At 73.7% G+C, this 17739-nt stretch carries 14 protein-coding genes; 5 read left to right on the top strand and 9 right to left on the bottom strand.

Translation table 11 applies throughout. From position 1 onward, the window contains the following. Nucleotides 1-97 precede the first annotated feature (97 nt). The 4 genes from ACGWYJ_RS15905 (at nucleotide 98) to ACGWYJ_RS15890 (ending at nucleotide 6774) form a co-directional block, all read left to right on the top strand. A complete protein-coding gene (locus ACGWYJ_RS15905) occupies nucleotides 98-1297 on the top strand; it encodes a Gfo/Idh/MocA family protein (RefSeq protein ID WP_395106743.1) in 1200 nt (399 codons plus the stop codon). Continuing rightward, the gene (locus tag ACGWYJ_RS15900; RefSeq protein ID WP_395106742.1) at nucleotides 1297-2304 is read left to right on the top strand and encodes a sugar phosphate isomerase/epimerase family protein; all 1008 of its coding nucleotides are present in this window, start codon (nucleotides 1297-1299) and stop codon (nucleotides 2302-2304) included. Before ACGWYJ_RS15905 ends, ACGWYJ_RS15900 begins: the two co-directional genes overlap by 1 nt. An 821-nt stretch (nucleotides 2305-3125) precedes the next feature. Then, a complete protein-coding gene (locus ACGWYJ_RS15895) occupies nucleotides 3126-3755 on the top strand; it encodes a DUF1707 domain-containing protein (RefSeq protein ID WP_395106741.1) in 630 nt (209 codons plus the stop codon). 130 nt (nucleotides 3756-3885) lie between these two features. Further along, complete coding sequence (locus tag ACGWYJ_RS15890; RefSeq protein ID WP_395106740.1) at nucleotides 3886-6774, top strand: hypothetical protein; 2889 nt, start codon at nucleotides 3886-3888, stop codon at nucleotides 6772-6774. A 235-nt stretch (nucleotides 6775-7009) separates the two neighbouring features. Here ACGWYJ_RS15890 and ACGWYJ_RS15885 read toward each other — a convergent pair whose 3' ends face one another. The 3 genes from ACGWYJ_RS15885 to ACGWYJ_RS15875 all read right to left on the bottom strand — a co-directional run bounded on the left by ACGWYJ_RS15885 (nucleotide 7010) and on the right by ACGWYJ_RS15875 (nucleotide 9796). Next, nucleotides 7010-7156, bottom strand: coding sequence for a hypothetical protein (locus ACGWYJ_RS15885; protein ID WP_395106739.1), 147 nt, complete (start codon nucleotides 7154-7156; stop codon nucleotides 7010-7012). 281 nt (nucleotides 7157-7437) lie between these two features. Continuing rightward, nucleotides 7438-9447 carry an endonuclease/exonuclease/phosphatase family protein gene (locus tag ACGWYJ_RS15880; RefSeq protein WP_395106738.1) on the bottom strand — a complete coding sequence of 670 codons (2010 nt, stop codon included), beginning with the start codon at nucleotides 9445-9447 and terminating at the stop codon, nucleotides 7438-7440. Nucleotides 9448-9604: 157 nt separating this feature from the next. After that, complete coding sequence (locus tag ACGWYJ_RS15875; protein WP_395106737.1) at nucleotides 9605-9796, bottom strand: ferredoxin; 192 nt, start codon at nucleotides 9794-9796, stop codon at nucleotides 9605-9607. Nucleotides 9797-10127: 331 nt separating this feature from the next. Here ACGWYJ_RS15875 and ACGWYJ_RS15870 point away from each other — a divergent pair, with 331 nt between their 5' ends. Next, the gene (locus ACGWYJ_RS15870; RefSeq protein ID WP_395106756.1) at nucleotides 10128-10775 is read left to right on the top strand and encodes a class I SAM-dependent methyltransferase; all 648 of its coding nucleotides are present in this window, start codon (nucleotides 10128-10130) and stop codon (nucleotides 10773-10775) included. Here the strand turns inward: ACGWYJ_RS15870 and ACGWYJ_RS15865 are convergent. From ACGWYJ_RS15865 to ACGWYJ_RS15840, 6 genes are all read right to left on the bottom strand, one after another. Then, on the bottom strand, nucleotides 10772-11878 hold the full coding sequence (locus tag ACGWYJ_RS15865; protein WP_395106736.1) for a prenyltransferase: 1107 nt from the start codon (nucleotides 11876-11878) through the stop codon (nucleotides 10772-10774). The genes ACGWYJ_RS15870 and ACGWYJ_RS15865 overlap by 4 nt on opposite strands. Next, nucleotides 11868-12632 carry a class I SAM-dependent methyltransferase gene (locus ACGWYJ_RS15860; protein WP_395106755.1) on the bottom strand — a complete coding sequence of 255 codons (765 nt, stop codon included), beginning with the start codon at nucleotides 12630-12632 and terminating at the stop codon, nucleotides 11868-11870. Before ACGWYJ_RS15860 ends, ACGWYJ_RS15865 begins: the two co-directional genes overlap by 11 nt. A 55-nt stretch (nucleotides 12633-12687) precedes the next feature. Then, the gene (locus ACGWYJ_RS15855) at nucleotides 12688-13959 is read right to left on the bottom strand and encodes a glycosyltransferase family 4 protein (protein ID WP_395106735.1); all 1272 of its coding nucleotides are present in this window, start codon (nucleotides 13957-13959) and stop codon (nucleotides 12688-12690) included. A gap of 44 nt (nucleotides 13960-14003) precedes the next feature. Then, complete coding sequence (locus ACGWYJ_RS15850) at nucleotides 14004-15290, bottom strand: cytochrome P450 (protein WP_395106734.1); 1287 nt, start codon at nucleotides 15288-15290, stop codon at nucleotides 14004-14006. 44 nt (nucleotides 15291-15334) lie between these two features. Beyond that, entirely contained in the window at nucleotides 15335-16600 is a 1266-nt protein-coding gene (locus tag ACGWYJ_RS15845) for a cytochrome P450 (protein ID WP_395106733.1), read from the bottom strand. 181 nt (nucleotides 16601-16781) lie between these two features. Further along, complete coding sequence (locus ACGWYJ_RS15840) at nucleotides 16782-17729, bottom strand: MBL fold metallo-hydrolase (RefSeq protein WP_395106732.1); 948 nt, start codon at nucleotides 17727-17729, stop codon at nucleotides 16782-16784. Between the last annotated feature and the right edge of the window lie 10 nt (nucleotides 17730-17739).

The following is a 17739-nucleotide window of genomic DNA, read 5'->3' as shown; positions in this document are numbered from 1 at the left end:
GCCGTGCGGCGCGCCGTGACCCGGCCGCCGAGCGGCCGTGAGCCTGTGGGGCTCCTTCCGACCACCGGAGGGGCCCCGTGACCGAGAGGGGACGCACATGACGAGCATCGGCGTCGGGATGGTGGGGTACGCGTTCATGGGGCGCGCCCACTCCCAGGGATGGCGGAGCGTGGGGCCGTTCTTCCGACCGCCGCTGACCCCCGTGCCGGCCGCGCTGGCCGGACGCTCCGCGGAGCGGACCGCCGCGGCGGCGCGGGACCTGGGCTGGGCCGCGGTGGAGACCGACTGGAAGGAGCTGATCCACCGCGACGACGTCCAGCTCGTCGACATCTGCACGCCGGGCGACAGCCACGCCGAGATCGCGGTGGCGGCGCTGGAGGCCGGCAAGCACGTCCTGTGCGAGAAGCCGCTGGCCAACACCGTCGCCGAGGCCGAGGCGATGGTGGCGGCGGCCGAGCGGGCGCGGGCCCGCGGGGTGCGCTCGATGGTCGGCTTCAACTACCGGCGGGTCCCGGCGCTCACGCTGGCCCGCCGGCTGGTCGAGGAGGGGCGGCTCGGCACGATCCGGCACGTCCGCGCCCAGTACCTGCAGGACTGGCTGAGCGACCCCGCGGCCCCGATGGCGTGGCGGCTGGAACGGGAACGGGCGGGCTCGGGCTCGCTCGGCGACCTCGGCGCGCACATCATCGACGCCGCCCAGTTCGTCACCGGGCAGACCATCACCGGCGTGTCGGCGCTGACCGAGACGTTCGTCCGGGAGCGTCCCCTCGCGGACGGCACCGGCACCGGCGAGGTCACGGTGGACGACGCCGCGCTGTTCCTCGCCCGCACCTCCGGCGGCGCGCTGGCCTCGTTCGAGGCGACCCGGTTCGCCGCCGGCCGCAAGAACGCGCTGCGGCTGGAGGTCAACGGCTCGGACGGCAGCCTGGCCTTCGACCTGGAGGCGCTGAACGAGCTGTGGTTCCACGACCACACCGAGCCGTCCGCGACGTCCGGGTTCCGCCGGATCCTGGTCACCGAGCCCGACCATCCGTACGCGGGCGCGTGGTGGCCGCCCGGCCACCTGCTCGGGTACGAGCACACCTTCACCCACCAGCTCGCCGACCTGCTCACGGCCATCGCCGAGGGCACCGATCCGAGCCCGTCGTTCGCCGACGGGCTGCGCGTCCAGCGGGTACTGGACGCGGTGGAGGCGAGCGCCGGGAACGAAGGCCACTGGACCGCCGTCCCCGACGACGGGGGCGGCGCCGGGGACCAGGGGGTCCGTCCCCGGAACGACACCGAAGGGAGCGCGTGATGGCCCGACCTGTCACCCTGTTCACCGGCCAGTGGGCCGACCTGCCGTTCGAGGAGGTGTGCCGGCTCGCGGCCGGCTGGGGCTACGACGGGCTGGAGATCGCCTGCTGGGGCGACCACTTCGAGGTCGGCAAGGCGCTGGCCGACGACTCCTACGTCCCGCGGAAGCTGGAGATTCTGGCCGAGCACGGCCTGAAGGTGTGGGCGATCTCCAACCATCTGGTCGGGCAGGCCGTCTGCGACCACCCGATCGACGAGCGGCACGAGGCGATCCTTCCCCCGCACATCTGGGGCGACGGTGACCCCGAGGGCGTGCGCCGCCGTGCCGCCGAGGAGATGAAGGACACCGCGCGCGCCGCGGCCGAGCTCGGCGTGAAGACGGTCGTGGGGTTCACCGGCTCGTCCATCTGGCACACCGTCGCGATGTTCCCGCCGGTGCCGCCCGCGATGATCGAGCGCGGCTACGCCGACTTCGCCGACCGCTGGAACCCGATCCTGGACGTGTTCGACGAGGTCGGCGTCCGCTTCGCGCACGAGGTGCACCCCAGCGAGATCGCCTACGACTACTGGACGACGGTGCGCACCCTGGAGGCCATCGGGCACCGGCCCGCGTTCGGCCTCAACTGGGACCCGTCGCACTTCGTCTGGCAGCAACTGGACCCGGTCAACTTCCTCCTGGACTTCAAGGACCGGATCTACCACGTCGATTGCAAGGACACCAAGGTCCGCACCAGCGATGGCCGCCGCGGCCGGCTGTCGTCCCACTTGCCTTGGGGCGACATGCGGCGCGGCTGGGACTTCATCTCCACCGGCCGCGGAGACGTGCCGTGGGAGGACTGCTTCCGTGCCCTGAACGCGATCGGCTATGACGGCCCGATCTCCGTCGAGTGGGAGGACGCCGGCATGGACCGCCTGCAGGGCGCGCCCCAGTCCTTGGAGTTCGTCCGCGCCCTGGCCGCGATCGAGCTACCGGAGACGTCCTTCGACGCCGCGTTCGCGAAGGACTGACCGGCCGCCGGAGCGGAGCGCCACCGCCGGAGCCGCCTTGGCACCGGAACCGGTGGTGGCGCGGGAGTGTGACACGGCGTACAGTGACCGGGTGGTCGTCTGACCGCCCCCGGAACCCATTGATCCGGCGTTGATCCGCTGTTGATCGGGGCGGTGCATGCTGTGTTGCGCACGGTCCGAGGGATGCGGTGTCCGTGGCCGCGGGGTTCGCGGGGTTCTCCGCGGTACGCCGGCGCCCATCCCGGGCCGTGCCGTCTTGTGCGGCGGGCCTGCCGGATTGGGGGATGCGGCGGCCCGCCCGCCTTGGCGCTCCGCGCGCCGGCACGCGACAGCACGCGGCGCGGGGGCCCGCGATGCGGCCCATGGCCGCAGGCCAGGGTCTGCGGGCACGGCACGAGGCGCGGACCCACACCGCGGCACCGACGGGGCCACGAGGTTCCACGGTCCGAGGGCTCCGCACCCGCAGGAGCGGTGCGCCGGGCAGCACGGACGCCGGGGGGCGAGACCACGGGAAGGCGGCGGGCGACCCGCCGCCTTCCCGGTCTCGCGGCCCCGGCCGCCGGACCGGCCCTCCGCCCGGACCGGCCCGCCACGCCTCCAGCCCGAGTCCCCACCCCTCGTGGGGACTCGGGCTGGGCCGTTCTGTCGGGCTTGGTGGAGTTTCAGGGGATGTGGCGGGGGATGCGGTGTGTTGTCTCGAAATGACAAGGCGGGCGGGTTAAGATACATCGCGAGTCCTCGCTACGATCTCCGGCTTGACCCTCCACCGGCGGGAGGCATCAGGCTCGGGGGCGACCCGCCTTCCAGAGGAGGGAGCCCGCATGACACCCCTCACCGGCGAACGGAACGACCCCGTGGACGCGGAACCCGCCAAAGAGCCCGTCCCAGTGCCCGCCGAACCGTCCGGCCGGGCCTCCGACCGGGACCGGGACGAGGTGCTCGTCCGCCTGCACACGGCCTACGCCGAGGGACGCCTGGACGACGGGGAACTGGACGAGCGCATCGACCTGGTGCTCGCCGCCCGTACCTACGCCGAGCTCGACCGGCTGTCGGCCGACCTGCCCGCCTCCCGTTCGATGTCGCCCGCGCGGCCGGAGGCGGCCGTGCGCGCACGCCCGGCCGGGCGGTTCCAGCCGGCGTGGAAGAGCGTGCTGCGGCGGTCCGGGCGCTGGCGGGTGCCCGAGCGGTACACCCTCGCCGCGTACAAGAGCGACTGCCTGCTCGACCTGCGCTCGGCCGAGCCGGCCGGGCCGGTGATCTCGCTGCGGGTGCTGTCCTACAAGTCGGACACGCGGATCGTCGTGCCGCCCGGGACCCGGGTGGAGGTCGGCGGCCTCGGCGTCTCCAGCGAGATCCACAGCCCCCCGTCGCCGGGCGCGCCGCTGGTCCAGGTCCAGGGGTTCGCCTATAAAGGGGTGATTGAGGTAATAGATCATCTCCGGACGCCCTGAGGCGATATAAACGCTCCCGCAACCCTTTCACCGCTGATCGCTCGGTTGTCCGCACACGTGTGGTTCCGGCGCGGTTGGATGGTGTGCGCCATCGCGCGATGGCGTTGGTCCGACGGTCGAAGGAGCGGGCGTGACGGCAAGGACCCCGGAGCAGGACGGCGGCCGGCTCGTGGCTGGCACGGAACCTCCCTCCTGGGACGACCTCTCCGGTCCCCGCGCCTCCCGGCTGATCCGGAAGCGCCTGGCGTTCCGGGCGGACGAGGCCCTCACGGAGCGCGCCGGCGCGAAGAAACGTGCCGCGAAGGCGCCCTCTCCCTGGCAGCGCTCCTTCGAGGCTTGGCGGCAGGCGGGCGTCCCGTGGGTCGATGGGAACGTGCCCGAGGACCGGGCCGGCACCGAGCCTCCGCCGCGTGCGGTGGTCGACGCGGCGGCCGAACGAAAGACCGCGGCGGCCCCCGACAAGGAGGACGTGGCGGCGCCTGAGAAGGACGCGGCGGCGCCCGAGCGTAAGGCAGCGGCCGTCGAGGCGCCCGCGCGGGAGAGCGCGCCGGCGAAGAGGCATGAGACGGGGCTGCGGCGGCCCAGCCACACGGTCGTCGCGGTCATGGCCGTGCTGGTGGTGGCCGCAGGGGCGGTCGCGTACGCGCTGTCGGATCGGGGGGAGGAGGCGGGCCCGCGGTCGGCGGTCGCGGCGGCGGTCTCCGCGGAGGACCGGTTCACGGCCGATCCGGCCGCGGCGGACGGGCTCGTCCAGAGGCTCGCGAACGTGACCGCGCACGGGTCCACCGTCGTCGCCACCGGCACGGAGACGGCCGGGGACGGGACGGGGGAGCGTGAGCGCGCCCAGTTCCTGGTGTCCGGTGACGGAGGCCGCGGCTGGCGGCTGGCGACCGTGCGGACGCCGGACGGGGACGCGCCTCCGCCGGGTGACCGTCCGCGCCTGGTGGCGGGCGGCGACGGGGCGTGGGCGGCGATCGGCGACACCGCGCGGCCCGGCAAGGTCGCCCTGTGGACGGCCGTGGACGTCCGCTCGTGGACGAGGGAGACGGAGGCGGCGCCGTTCGGCCCGAACGACCGCGTGAACGGGCTCGTCCGTACCGCGAGCGGCTTCGTGGCGGTCGGCGTGCACTCGCCGGGCGGGACGTTCGGCGCCGACAGCAGGGGCGTGGTGTGGACCTCACCCGACGGGCGCGCGTGGCAGCGCAACGACCGGCTGAACGTGCCCGGCGTGAGCGCGCTCGGCGCTGTGGCCGCGTCCGGGGACACGCTCGTCGCGCACGGGACGGTCACCCGCACCGTGACCAGGACGGTGAAGGCCAAGGGCAAGCGCAAGGCGCGCAAGGTCACCACGGCCGTGCGCGGTGAGGGCCTGTGGCGGTCGGCGGACGGCGGCCGTACCTGGGCGCCGGTGACCGTGCCGCAGGCGCAGGGTTCGTACGGGCCCGTGCGCGGACTGGTCGCCGGGCCGGGCGGCTTCTACCTCAGGCGTGAGGGCAGGAGCACGACCGGTTCCAAGAAGGACAAGAAGAAGCGGAAGACGACCCTCTACGGCGTGCTGTTCGGGTCGCGGGACGGCGCGTCCTGGGCGCCGGTCGCGAGGCTCAGCGTTCCCGGGTACCGGGGCGTGGAGCGGCTGTCCGGGACGCTCGGCGGGCTGGCGGCGCTGGTGCGCGGCCCCGGAGGCAAGGGCACGGTCCTGCTGAGCGCGGACGGGCGTACGTGGCGTCCCGGCTCGGAGGTGGGACCGCCCGGCACGTCCGGTCCCGGTGTGGAGGTGACCGGGCTCGCGGTGCTTCAAGGAGGCGGCGCGGTGCTCAGCGGGGCCCGCGACGCCAACGGCTTCCTCGCGCTCGCGGCGGCCACGCCCGGTCCCGTGACGCCCGTGGACCTCACCAAGGTGCCCGGCGCCGTACGTCCGGAACGCACGCTGAACGCGATCGTCCAAGGGCCGGGCGGACGGCTCGTGGTCGCGGGCAGCAGCGGCGGCGACGCGGCCCTGTGGAGCACCGGCGGGGGGTCCGCCTGGAGCCGCGTTCGAGTGACCGATCCGAAGGCGGCGCGCGCGGGCGGGCCGGGGCAGATCCGGCGCCGCCTCACCGACGTCGCGGCGGGACCGGGCGGCTGGCTGGCGGTCGGCCGCGTGGACGCGCCGCTCACCCGGACGTCGGCGCCGTTCGTCACGACCTCGCGGGACGGCACGAGCTGGTCCGCCGTCACCCTGCCCGGGGCCACGGCGACCTCGGGCGTGGTCTCGGGACCCGGTGGCCATGTCGTGGTCGGCGTCGCGGGGAGGTCGCCGGCGGCCTGGCATTCCACCGACCTCCGGCGGTGGACGCGCGGCGCCGCCACGAGCAGGGACGCTCTCGCCGGCTCCGGCTCGATGCGGGACGTGACGGTCGCGTCCACCGGGTACGTCGCGGTCGGCGGGCGGCTCACCCCGGTCCCCGAGCGTGGCCGCGCGGGCGTGCGGCCGCCCACCGAACGCCCCGCCGTCTGGACCTCGGCGGACGGCCGCACGTGGAGCGCCGTCGCGTCCCCCGCGCTTCCGCCGGGCCTCGTGTCGGGCTCCTTCTTCCAGGTCGCCGCGCGCGGTGGATCACTGGTGGCGCTCGGCTCGGGCAAGATGGCGGCGTCGCCGGGCGCGGCGGCGCGCGACACCGGGTTCGTCGCGCGGTCGGCCGACGGCGGGCGCACGTGGGTCACCGGCTTCCCGCCGGGCATGGACGCGACGACCACGCCGACGGCCGTGACGTCCACCGCGAAGGGCTTCCTGCTGGCCGCCACGTCCGGCGCGCCGGGCCGCGAGGACGTCGTCCTGTGGACGTGGGCGGGCGACCTGCCCGCCACCGCCGACGCGGCGGACTGGCGGCGCGTCCCGTCGCACGGCGCCGGGCTCGACGGCCCCGGTCACCAGCGGCTGACCGCCCTCACCCAGGTGGGCGGCGAGGTCGTCGGGACGGGCGTCAGCGGCGACCATCGCGGTGAGACGCCGATGCTGTGGCGCACGCCCGTCCCGTAGGCCCTAGCCGTTGCAGCCGCAGGCGCAACCCTTGGGGCACGAGCAGCTTCCGCCATGACCGCAACTGCAATCCTTCTTCGCCATGCCCGGAAAGTAACCGTGTGGGCGGATCCGGTCCACGCCCGCCGCGGGCTCTGTGGCCCGGACGAGACGTACCCCTCACGCTGGGGTAGGGCAGGGGGTGCGTGAGGGGTACGCCGCTGGGAGCGCGGTATCGGCGGCCGGGCGGTGATGGTCAGGTGCTGATGGTCAGGTCCACGCCGAGCAGTACGAGGAACCACAGGAAGATGGCGAGCAGCGCGCCGGCCACGCGGCGCAGCAGGTCCGCGCCGAGGTAGCCGCGGTCCCAGGCGACGAAGACGCCGATGATTATGTAGATCACCCCAACGATGCCGATTCCAGGCCGGTATCTGGCCGCCATATGGGTTCACTCCTCGCAAGGGGGGTCATGACGGACGCACGGTGCCCTGAGAGGGAGCGCTGAAACACGGGATCCGTTCGGTACGGTCCGATGCCCCGGCTGGGACCTGTCCCGAATACCGTCCGCGAAGGTGCCCGTAAGCGGCCATCGGCATGTAGCGGATCCGGTACATCGGGCGATAATGCTGGTGTCGCTCGGGTGGCCGGCGGCTCTTGGGCAGCGCTCGCCGGTCACCCCAGCCTCTACCGGGCGGGCGACGCCCCGATGCGGACCACGGACGGGTCGCGCTCGCCGGCGCGGTCGGCGAACTCGCTGTTGCGGTGCACGATGTCGAGCTCGTGGCGGCGGGCGGCCAGGGACGGGCTCAGCAGGATGTGGTCGAGGGCCTGGGCGTTGCCTCCGGAGATCGCGGTGTAGCGGTCCTTCTCCGGCAGTCCCGCGGTCAGGTCGCGCAGGCCGGTGCCCTTCAGCAGTTCCTTGACGGGCGGCGCCGACTCCGGCTCGTTGAGGTCGCCGGCCACGATGATGCCCGCGTCCGGGTCCACGGCGCGCACCGAGCGGACGAACCGGGCGACCACCCGTGCCTGCGCCGCCCGCCGCCAGCCGGTGGGACGGCTCGGCGGCTGGTAGCGGCCGAACAGGGGCTGGTCGTCGGCGGTGACGGGGTACCACCGGCCGGCGATGACGATGAGCGGCGTTCCCCGCCAGGTCAGTTCGGCGGCCACCGGTTTGGGCGCGCGGCTCCAGACCGCGTCCTGCGGGGCGATCCGCCCCGGCGACAGGTTCAGCCGGACGCCGCCCAGGCCGTCCGCCAGCGCCCGTACCGGCGCGGCGGGCCGGCCGGGTTGCTCCTCGCCCAGGTCCGCGGTGGCGGGCCGGTCGACGAAGGCCAGTCCGCGGTCCCTGCGGAACAGGAAGCCGACATGGTCGTTGGCGCCGCGCTCGCCGCCGTCGGCGTTGTCGCGCGGCGGGATGGAGCGCCAGTCGTACGGAGCGCCGCCCGCCGCGCTGATCGCCGTGATCAGCTCCGCCACGGTCTGGTCGGCGGCCACGGTGCCGTCGTCCTCGGCGCCGCTGTTGTCGCGCAGCCCGGTGACCGTCACCAGGTCGGGGGACCTGAGCCCGTCCACCAGGTCGGCGGCCAGCGCCTCGTACCGGGCGTGGGGCGATTCCGGGCTGAGGCCGCGCAGGTCGACGGTGGCGACGGCCAGCTCGTCCGGACCGGCGGGACGGGTGGTCTCGCGCTCCTGCCCGCCGTCGGCGCGCCGGGGAACGGTGGTGGGCAGCAGCCTGAACGCGCCGTTAGCGTAGTCGAGCACGCCCTCGGCGGAGCCGGGCAGCCGGTCGCCGACGTTCACCGAGGGCAGCGCCGCGAGCGCGTCGTCGAGCAGGATCCGCTCGGGGTTGGGGTCGCCGTCGCGTTCGAGGAGCCCGCCGCGCGCGGTGCGCGGGCCCGCGCCCGCGCCGCCGGCCGCGAGCACGGGGATCTCCCCGTCCTTGGACGGGCCGACCGCGACGGCGTCCCGGACCGCGACGCGCATGCCTTCGAGGGACTCGTAGAAGTCGATCGCGTCCCGCTCGGGCGCGAACCGGCCGCCGGACTCGACGTTCCCGGCCGGGCCGCCGGGCGGATGGTCGCCGTCCACGACGGACGCGGGCGGCCTGCGCCCTCCGGGGCCGAGCATGACCGGCGCGGGCAGCGGCACGCCCCGCGCCTCCACCACGGTACGGGTGGCGTCGATCTCCGTGCGCCCGAGCCCGGGGGAGCGCGCGCCGCCGGTGCGGAACTCGCTGACGCGCCCGTCCACGCGCACCGCGTGCCCCGGGGCCACGCCCGGACGGGTACGGGTGAAGACGAACACGCCTTCCGAGGTGGCGGCGTCGCGGTCGGGCCGCGGGTCCTGCATCCAGAAGCCGTTGTCGGTCACCGCGGTCACGATGCCGGGGACCCGCGCGACGGCCTTGCCCTTCAGCGGCGAGACGTGCCCGGCGCCCTGCACGTCCCTGATGCGGCGCTCGACCCCTCCGGGGAGGGTCGTGGCGGCCGTGGACGGCGCCGCCCCGCTCGGGGACGGCGCGGGCGCGGACGCCCCGGCCGGACGCGGATCATGGCGCACCGGCCCCCACAGCAGCGGCACGGCGACGGCGGGCACGGCGACCAGCGCCCCGGCGGCCAGAGCCCGCGACCTCCGCGTGGACGGAACGACGCGGAGCCGGCGCCGGCCGGCGCCCGGCTCACCTCGGTACGCCACCCCTGCTCCATGAACGACTGCGATTGCGGCCCAGCGAACAGGAGAAGGATGGCATACCGGCCGGGGTACGTCTCCCGTGGCGGCACCGCTGTGAGCGAACGCATGCGAGGACGCGCGAGATCGCGCGGGAGCGCGGCCCCGCCGGGGCCGCGCTCGTCTACTCGTCCAGGCTCAGCGCGGCCTTGGGGCAGGACCGCACCGCGTGCCGCACCAGGTCGGCCTGGTCGTCCGGGACCTCCGGCCGCACGATGGTGAGCTCGTCCTCGTCGTTGAGATCGAAGATCTCGGGGGCGACCCCGACGCAGACCCCGTTGGCCTCGCAGACCATCGGGTCGACGCTTACCTTCATCGGCTCCGTCTCCGTTCCGCCGCGGATGAGGTTACGGAATAGAACGCGTTCCATTATGGCGCGGCCGTTCCGGGCGGTCGCGGCCGGGTGCGCCCGGAGGCAAGGCCGGGCTCGCGGGGAGGCCGCCCGGGTCTCACCGAAATGATCGCGACGGACCGGCCCGGCGGCGACTCGACCCGCCCCGGTCCGGGGACATTCGGATCAAAGGGATAAAGTGCCCGGCTATCACGTTGTCCCTCGGAGGAGACCGATGACCGACAGCACGGCGTCCGGCCGGACGGGGACGGCGGCCCCGCCCGTCCCGGCACCAGCCCGGCCGGACGTGCCCCCCATGCCGAGCGACCTGCTGCGCGCCGCCCGCGCCGCCAAGGGGTTCATGCCCGACGCCGAGGGCATGGCCCTGTACCGGACCGCGTTCGAGTACGCCTCGCGGCCGGGCACGGCGGGACCCCTGCTGGAGATCGGCAGCTACTGCGGCAAGTCCGCGATCTATCTGGGCGCCGCCGCGAAGGCGACCGGGACGACCGTCGTCACCGTCGACCACCACCACGGCTCGGAGGAGAACCAGGCCGGCTGGGAGCACCACGACCCGTCCCTGGTGGACCCGCTCACCGGCCGCATGGACACGCTCCCCACGTTCCGCAAGACCATCGCGGGCGCGGGCGTGGAGGACCACGTCGTCGCGATCGTGGGCACCTCGCGCACCGTCGCGGCGTTCTGGCGGACCCCGCTGACGCTGCTGTTCATCGACGGCGGCCACGCCGAGGACCTGGCGCAGGCGGACTACGAGCAGTGGGCGCCCTGGGTGACGGTCGGCGGCGCCCTGGTCATCCACGACGTGTTCCCTGACCCGGCGGACGGCGGCCAGGCCCCGTACCACGTCTATCAGCGCGCCCTGGCCGGCGGCGCCTTCGCGGACCGCCATGTGGAAGGTTCCCTGCGCGTTCTGGAACGTGTCAGCGACGCGCCCGTCGGCTAGGGGACCTGGACGAGGGCGCAGCCGCACGCCGTGGGGTCGGCGGCGGCGGAGGGGCCCAGCGGACGGCCCGCGATCTCCTTGAAGATGCGCGAGCCGGGCGAGGTCCCCGCGAGCGCGTCGGCGGCCAGCACGACCGCGGCGGCCGTGTAGGTGGAGCGGTCGCCGGGGAAGTGCCTGCGGTTCTCGAACTGCCAGCCCGTCCAGTACGAGCCGTCCTCGTGCCGCAGATGCTGCATCGTGCGGAACAGCTCCACGGCCCGGTCGCGCAGCCCGGCCGCGTCCAGCGCCATGACCAGCTCGCAGCTCTCCGCCGCGGTGACCCACGGCTGGTCGTTGACGCAGCGGCAGCCCAGGCCGGGGACGACGAAGGTGTCCCAGCCCTCGGCGATGCGGCGCTGGGCCGCCTCGCCGCGCACCGGCCCGGACAGGATCGGGTAGTACCAGTCCATCGACCAGCGGCTCTTGTCGGCGAACGCCTCCGGGTGGGCGGCGACCACATGGCCGAGCTGGTCGGCGGCCAGCTCCCAGTCGGGCTCCGGCTCGCCCAGCTCCTCGGCCAGCGCGACCGCGCAGCGCAGCGACTGGTAGATCGACGAGCAGCCGGTCAGCAGCGCGTGGTCGCCCGCGGTGCCGTCCTCGTGCCGGATCCACAGGATCTCGCCGCGCCCGGTCTGGAGGCCGAGCACGAAGTCGATGGCGCGCCTGACCGTGGGCCACATCCGCCGTACGAACGCCGCGTCCCCGGTCATCAGCCATTCGTGCCAGACCCCGACGGCCACGTAGGCGGCGTGGTTGGACTCGCCGCCCGGTTCGGTGACCTCGCCCAGCACCCACTTGGCGGGCCACGACCCGTCCGGCCTCTGCGTGGAGCGCAGCCACTCGTAGGCGCGGCGGGCGGGCTCGCTGAGGCCCGCCACGGTGAGCGCCATCGCGGCCTCGACATGGTTCCAGGCGTCCACATGGCCCGGGACGCCCGCGGTCGGGCTGAACCACGGGATCGCCCCCGACTGCTCCTGCTGCGCGGCGATGCTGCGCGCGGTCGCGAGGACGTCGCCGGGGCCGACCACGCCGGGCACCGCCGGAAGGGCGGTCTCAGACCGCATCCGCGGACTCCTTGCCCCCGCGGGCGCGGGAGTCCTCCACGGCCTCCGGCTTGGTGAAGTACACCACGACGCTCTTGCCGATCAGCGGGTTGAGCGCGCGCTCGGCCAGCCGGGTGGCCAGCGGCCGCTTCATGATGTCCCACACCAGCAGCCTGTGGTACGCCTTCGCGGCCGGGTGGTCGTCGTTGTTCACCCCCACCGCGCACTTGATCCACCAGTACGGGGCGTGCAGCCCGTGGGCGTGGTGGTGGCCGTTCACCCGGAAGCCGGTGGCCTTGAGCTTGGCCTCCAGCTCGGCGCGGGTGTAGATCCGGACATGCCCGCCGGGCGCGGTGTGGTAGTCCTCCGACAGCGCCCAGCACACCCGCTCGGGCAGCCAGCTCGGCACGGTGACCGCCAGCCGGCCGCCGGGCCGCAGCACCCGCATCAGCTCCCGCATGGCGCGCATGTCGTCCGGGATGTGCTCCAGCACCTCGGACGCGATGATCTTGTCGAAGTGGTCGTCGGGGAACGGCAGGTCCAGCGCGTCGCCCCGCACGGTCTCGGCGGTGGCCTCCTCGGGCGCCTCGCCCTCGGCGCGCATGGCGGCGAACATCTTCTCCACCCCGGCCAGCTCGTCGGCGTCCAGGTCGAAGGCGACCACGTGCGCGCCCCTGCGGTACAGCTCGAAGGCGTGCCGTCCCGCGCCGCATCCCATGTCCAGGACGCGCTCACCGGGGGTCACGCCGAACCGCTGGAAATCCACGGTCAGCAGGGTGCTCTCCTTCCGTACGGGGACGCCGCCGGGCGCCGCCGGCCTCCGCGGGGAGTCAGCTCCCACCGGCGGCGAGCCGCCGGTAGCGCTGCTGTTCGATCGCGGCGCGGTAGTGCTCGACGGTGGCGCGCGCCACGGCGGGCCACGCGAACCGCTGCTGGACGCGCGCCAGCCCCGCCTCGCTCAGCCGGGCCCGCTCGGCCGGGTCGTCGTGCAGGCGGCGCAGGGTCGCGGCCAGCTCCTCCACGTCTCCGGGCCGGACCAGCGCGCCCGCCTCGCCGACGACCTCGGGCAGCGCCCCGGCGCGGCTGGCGACCAGCGGGGTGCCGGACGCCATGTGCTCGACGGCGGGCAGCGAGAACCCCTCGTACCGGGACGGGACGACGGCGATCTCCGCGGTGGCCAGCAGCTCGCCCAGCTCGTCGTCGCTGATGCCGCTGACGAACCGCACCCGGTCGCCGAGCGCCAGCTCGCGCACCAGCCGCTCGGTCGGCCCGTCCTTGCGCGGCCGGCTCACCACGACCACGTGCACGTCCCGCTCGGTGGCGACCTTGGCGACCGCGCGCAGCAGCACGTCCACCCCCTTGATGGGGGCGTCCGCGCTGGCCATGGCCACGATCCGGCCGGGCGTGCGGTCACCGCGCGGATGGAAGATCCGGGTGTCCACGCCCAGCGGCAGGATCTCGATGTCGCGCGGGTCCACCTTGAAGTCCTTGACGATGTCGACCTTGGAGGACTCCGAGACCGTCAGCACCGGCCCGATCCGCCGCGCCACCTGGGACTGCATGGACACGAACCCGTACCAGCGGACCTTGCCCAGCTTCTGCCGGAACCCGCGGGCGGCCTCGATGTCGATGCGCCGGTCCACGCTGATCGGGTGGTGGATGCTGGTGACCAGCGGCAGGCCCAGCCGGGGGATGCCGAGGTTGCCCAGGCCCAGCACCTGGTTGTCGTGCGCCACGTCGAACTCGCCCCGGCGGCGCCGCAGCTCGCGCAGGACCCGCAGGCTGAAGGTCAGCGGCTCGGGGAAGCCGCCGGTGCGCATGTGCGCGTACTCCAGGACGTCGATCCAGTCGCGGAACTCGTGCAGCGCCGGGTTGCGGAAGGGATCCTCGTCCCGGTACAGGTCCAGGCTCGGGACCTTCGTCAGCGTGATCTCGTCGCGGTCCAGCTCCGGGTAGGGCTGCCCGGACAGCACCTCGACGGTGTGCCCGAGGTCGACCAGCTCGCGGCTCAGATGGCGCAGGTAGACACCCTGGCCGCCGCAGTGCGGCTTGCTCCGGTACGAGAGCAGGGCGACGCGCAGTGGTCGTCCCGCCTCAGCCACGCCAGTCCCTGCTCACGCACCACTCCTGTCCGTAGGCCGGCCGGTCAGCCGGGCCGGCCGGCAGGGGAGTCCGGTCGCAGCCGCACCGGCATCCCCTTGATGCCGTTGATGAAACTAGACCTTAGCCTCCGGACGTTACCGGAGAGTTGGATATTGGGCATGGTGTCCAAAAGTGTTTCGAAGAGCACACTGAGCTCCAGCCGGGCAAGGTGCGCGCCCAGGCAGAAATGCGGCCCCCCGCCGCCGAACCCGAGGTGCGGGTTGGGGTCGCGGCCCACGTCGAAGGTGAACGGGTCCTCGAAGACCCGCTCGTCCCGGTTGGCCGAGGCGTAGAACACCACGACCTTGTCCCCCGCGGCGATCCTCTGCCCGCCCAGCTCGACGTCCTGGGTGGCGGTGCGGCGGAACAGGTTGACCGGCGTCACCCACCGGACGATCTCGTCGGCGGCGGTGCGGACCAGGGACGGGTCGGCGCGCAGCCGCTCCCACTGGTCCGGGTGCTCGAACAGGGCGAGCATCCCGCCGGACGCGGCGTTGCGGGTGGTCTCGTTGCCCGCCACCGACAGCAGCATCACGAACAGCTCGAACTCGTTGCCGGTCAGCTCGTTGCCCTCGGCGTCCGGCTGGAGCAGCCTGGTCACGATGTCGTCGCGGGGCTCGGCGCGCCGCTCGGCCGCCAGCTCCTCGGCGTAGGCGTACAGCTCGGCGGCCGCCCGCTCGCCCTCCTCGGCGGAGGTCTGGAACTCGGGGTCCTCGCGGCCGATCAGCGTGTTGGACCAGTGGAAGATCTTCTCCCGGTCCTCGGGCGGCGCGCCCAGCAGCTCGCAGATCACGTACAGCGGGAGCGGGGCGGCGATGTCGGTGACGAAGTCCGCCTCGCCGCCCGCCCTCAGCCGCGCCGCGACCTCGCCCACCAGCTCGCGGCAGATGCCGCGGATGTGCTCCTCCAGCGCCCCGATGGCGCGCGGGGTGAAGCCGCGGTTGACGATGCTCCGCTTCTTGGAGTGCTCGGGCGGATCCTGGTTGAGCATCATCAGCCGTTGCAGTTCCAGGTGATCGGGCTCGGGCTCGTCGAACAGCGCCAGCCGCTCGTAGGACGAGAACAGCTCGGGGTGCCGGGAGACGTGCACGACGTCCTCGTGCCGGGTCACGGCCCAGAACGGGGGGTTGCCCCGGGACGGGTCGCCGTGGTGCCGGTACACGGGCGCCCGCTCGCGCAGGAGGGCGAGCTGGTCGTGGGGGACGCCGCCGCGCTCGTAGACGTCGGGATCGACCAGTTCGATGCCGGGGATCGTGGGGTGGGGGACGCCGGTCTGGTGGATGTTCGTCATCGCCGCGGACTCCTCATCGGGGGTGGAGCGGGCAAGAACCTGTTTCAGTCTCCCTTCCGGACGCGAGGAGTGGGAGTGAACTCGACCCGCATTTCCTTGAAGCCGTTGACGAAGTTGGAGCGCAGCCGGCGGGGCTCGCCGGCCGGGCGGATGTCGGGCATCCGGTCCAGGATCGTCTCGAAGACGATGCGCAGGTTCATCCGCGCCAGATGCGTCCCCAGGCAGAAGTGCGGCCCTCCGCCGCCGAACCCGAGGTGCGGGTTGGGGTCGCGGCCCACGTCGAAGGTGAACGGATCGCCGAACACGCGCTCGTCGTGGTTGGCCGAGGCGTAGAACAGCACGACCTTGTCGCCCGCCTTGATCCGCTTGCCGTTCAGCTCGGTGTCCCGCATGGCGGTGCGGCGGAACTGGTTGATCGGGCTGACCCACCGGACGATCTCCTCCACCGCCGTGGGCAGCAGGCTCCGGTCGGCCTTCAGCCGCTCCCACTGGTCGGGGTGCTCGAAGAAGGCCCGCATCCCTCCGGCGGTGGCCGTCCTGGTGGTCTCGTTCCCGGCGATGGCCAGCATGAGGACGAAGAGCTGGAACTCCTCCTCGCTGAGCCGGGTGCCGTCCGGCCCCGGCTGGAGCAGCCTGGTCACGATGTCGTCGCGCGGGGTGGCGGAGCGCTCGCGGGCCAGCTCGCCCGCCCAGGCGAAGAACTCGGCGGCGCACGCCGCCGACTCCGACCGGTCGCCGATGAACTCGGGGTCGTTGAACGCCACCAGCGTGTTCGACCAGCGGAAGATCTTCTCCCGTTCCTCCAGCGGCGCGCCCAGCAGCTCGCAGATCGTGTAGAGGGGGAGCGGCGCCGCGAAGCGCTCCACGAAGTCGCAGGACCCCAGGGGCGCGGCGGCGTCGATCAGCTCGTGGCAGATCTCCCGGATGTGGTCTTCGAGCCGCCCGATCATGCGCGGGGTGAAGCCCTTGTTGACCATGGCCCGCAGCCGGGTGTGGTCCGGCGGGTCCTGGAAGAGCATCATCATCCCGTACAGGGCGAGGTCCTCGTCGGTGAACTCCTCGAACATCGCGGTCCTGGCGTGCGAGGAGAACAGTTCCGGGTGGCGGGACACGTGGATGACGTCCTCGTGCCTGGTCACCGCCCAGAAGCCGGGGACGCCCTCGTTGGGGTCGGGATGCCAGTGGACGGGGTCGTGCTCGCGAAGCCAGGCGAACGCCTCGTGCGGGACGCCCCCGCGCTCGTAGACGCCGGGGTCGATGACGTCGATGCCGGGGACGGTGCCGAGCCCGGTGCCGATCTGCGAGGCCATGGAGCTCCTTCGTGCCGGGGTGGCCGCGGGGCGGCGGGGTGGTCGTCGAGGGGATCGCGCCGGAGCGAAACTGAGCGCTTGCTTGGTCGTGACCTAGAACAGGTTCTAACATGAGACGCGAGTCTCATCAAGACCCCGGGAAGGAGGCCGAAGAAGGCCGAGGGAGGCTGAGGGGCGCCCGTCAGCGCGCGCGGACGAAGCGCAGCGGGTCGTCGTCGCCCTCGCGGCGTGCGACGCCGCGCCGCTCCAGGGCGCGGAGATGGGCCGCGGCCTCGCCCGCGGCCATGCGGCGCGATGTGATGGACATCTCGTCCCAGGCGCCGCGCCACGTCATCCCGGCGGCCAGCTCCCAGAGCGTGCGGGGCTCGGCGGAGAGCAGGGCGGCGACCTCGTCCAGGCGTTCCTCGTGGTGGCGGATGATGTCCCGGGCGCGGTCCGCGAGACCGTTGAAGCGGTACTGGTGGGCGGGCAGCACCTCGCCGACGTCCAGCGCCGCGATGCGCCGCAGCGAGCCCATGAAGACGCCGAGCGGGTCCACGTCCGGGGTGTCGTACGGATAGAGCCCGATGTGCGGGGTGATGCGCGGCAGGACGTGGTCGCCTGTGAAGATCCGGTCGGCGTCCTCCAGGTTCAGGCAGATGTGGCCGGGGCTGTGGCCGGGCGTCCAGATCGCGCGCAGCCGCCGGCCCGGAAGGTCCACGAGTTCCCCGTCGGCGAGCTCGCGGTCGGGGAGCGCGGGCGGATCGACGCCGTCCCGGCCGCTGTGCTCTGCCAGCTCGCGCTCGTCCGCGCCGGCCCTGCGCAGGTTCTCCCTCTCCCAGGAGCGGTCGACGTCCTTGCCGAGCACCTCGCGGAACGTCCGGATGATCGCGGCGTCGTCGGCGTGCATGGCCACCCAGGCGCCGGACGCCTCGCGGACCCGTCCGGCCAGACCCGCGTGGTCGGGATGGAAGTGGGTGACGACGACGCCGTAGACGTCGGCGATGTCGATGCCGAACGAGCCGAGCCCGTTCTTGAGGGCCGACCAGGCGTCCTCGTGCTCCCAGCCCGCGTCGACCAGCACCGGCCCGCGCGGGCTCTCCAGCGCGTACACGAGCGTGTAGGCGAGCGGGTTGCCCGGGATCGGCACGGGAACGCTC

It is taken from the genome of Actinomadura sp. SCN-SB (assembly GCF_043906805.1).
Classification (GTDB): Bacteria; Actinomycetota; Actinomycetes; order Streptosporangiales; family Streptosporangiaceae; genus Spirillospora.
The sequence above is the reverse complement of the archived record's forward strand: the minus strand, read 5'-3'. Positions and strand labels throughout refer to the sequence as shown.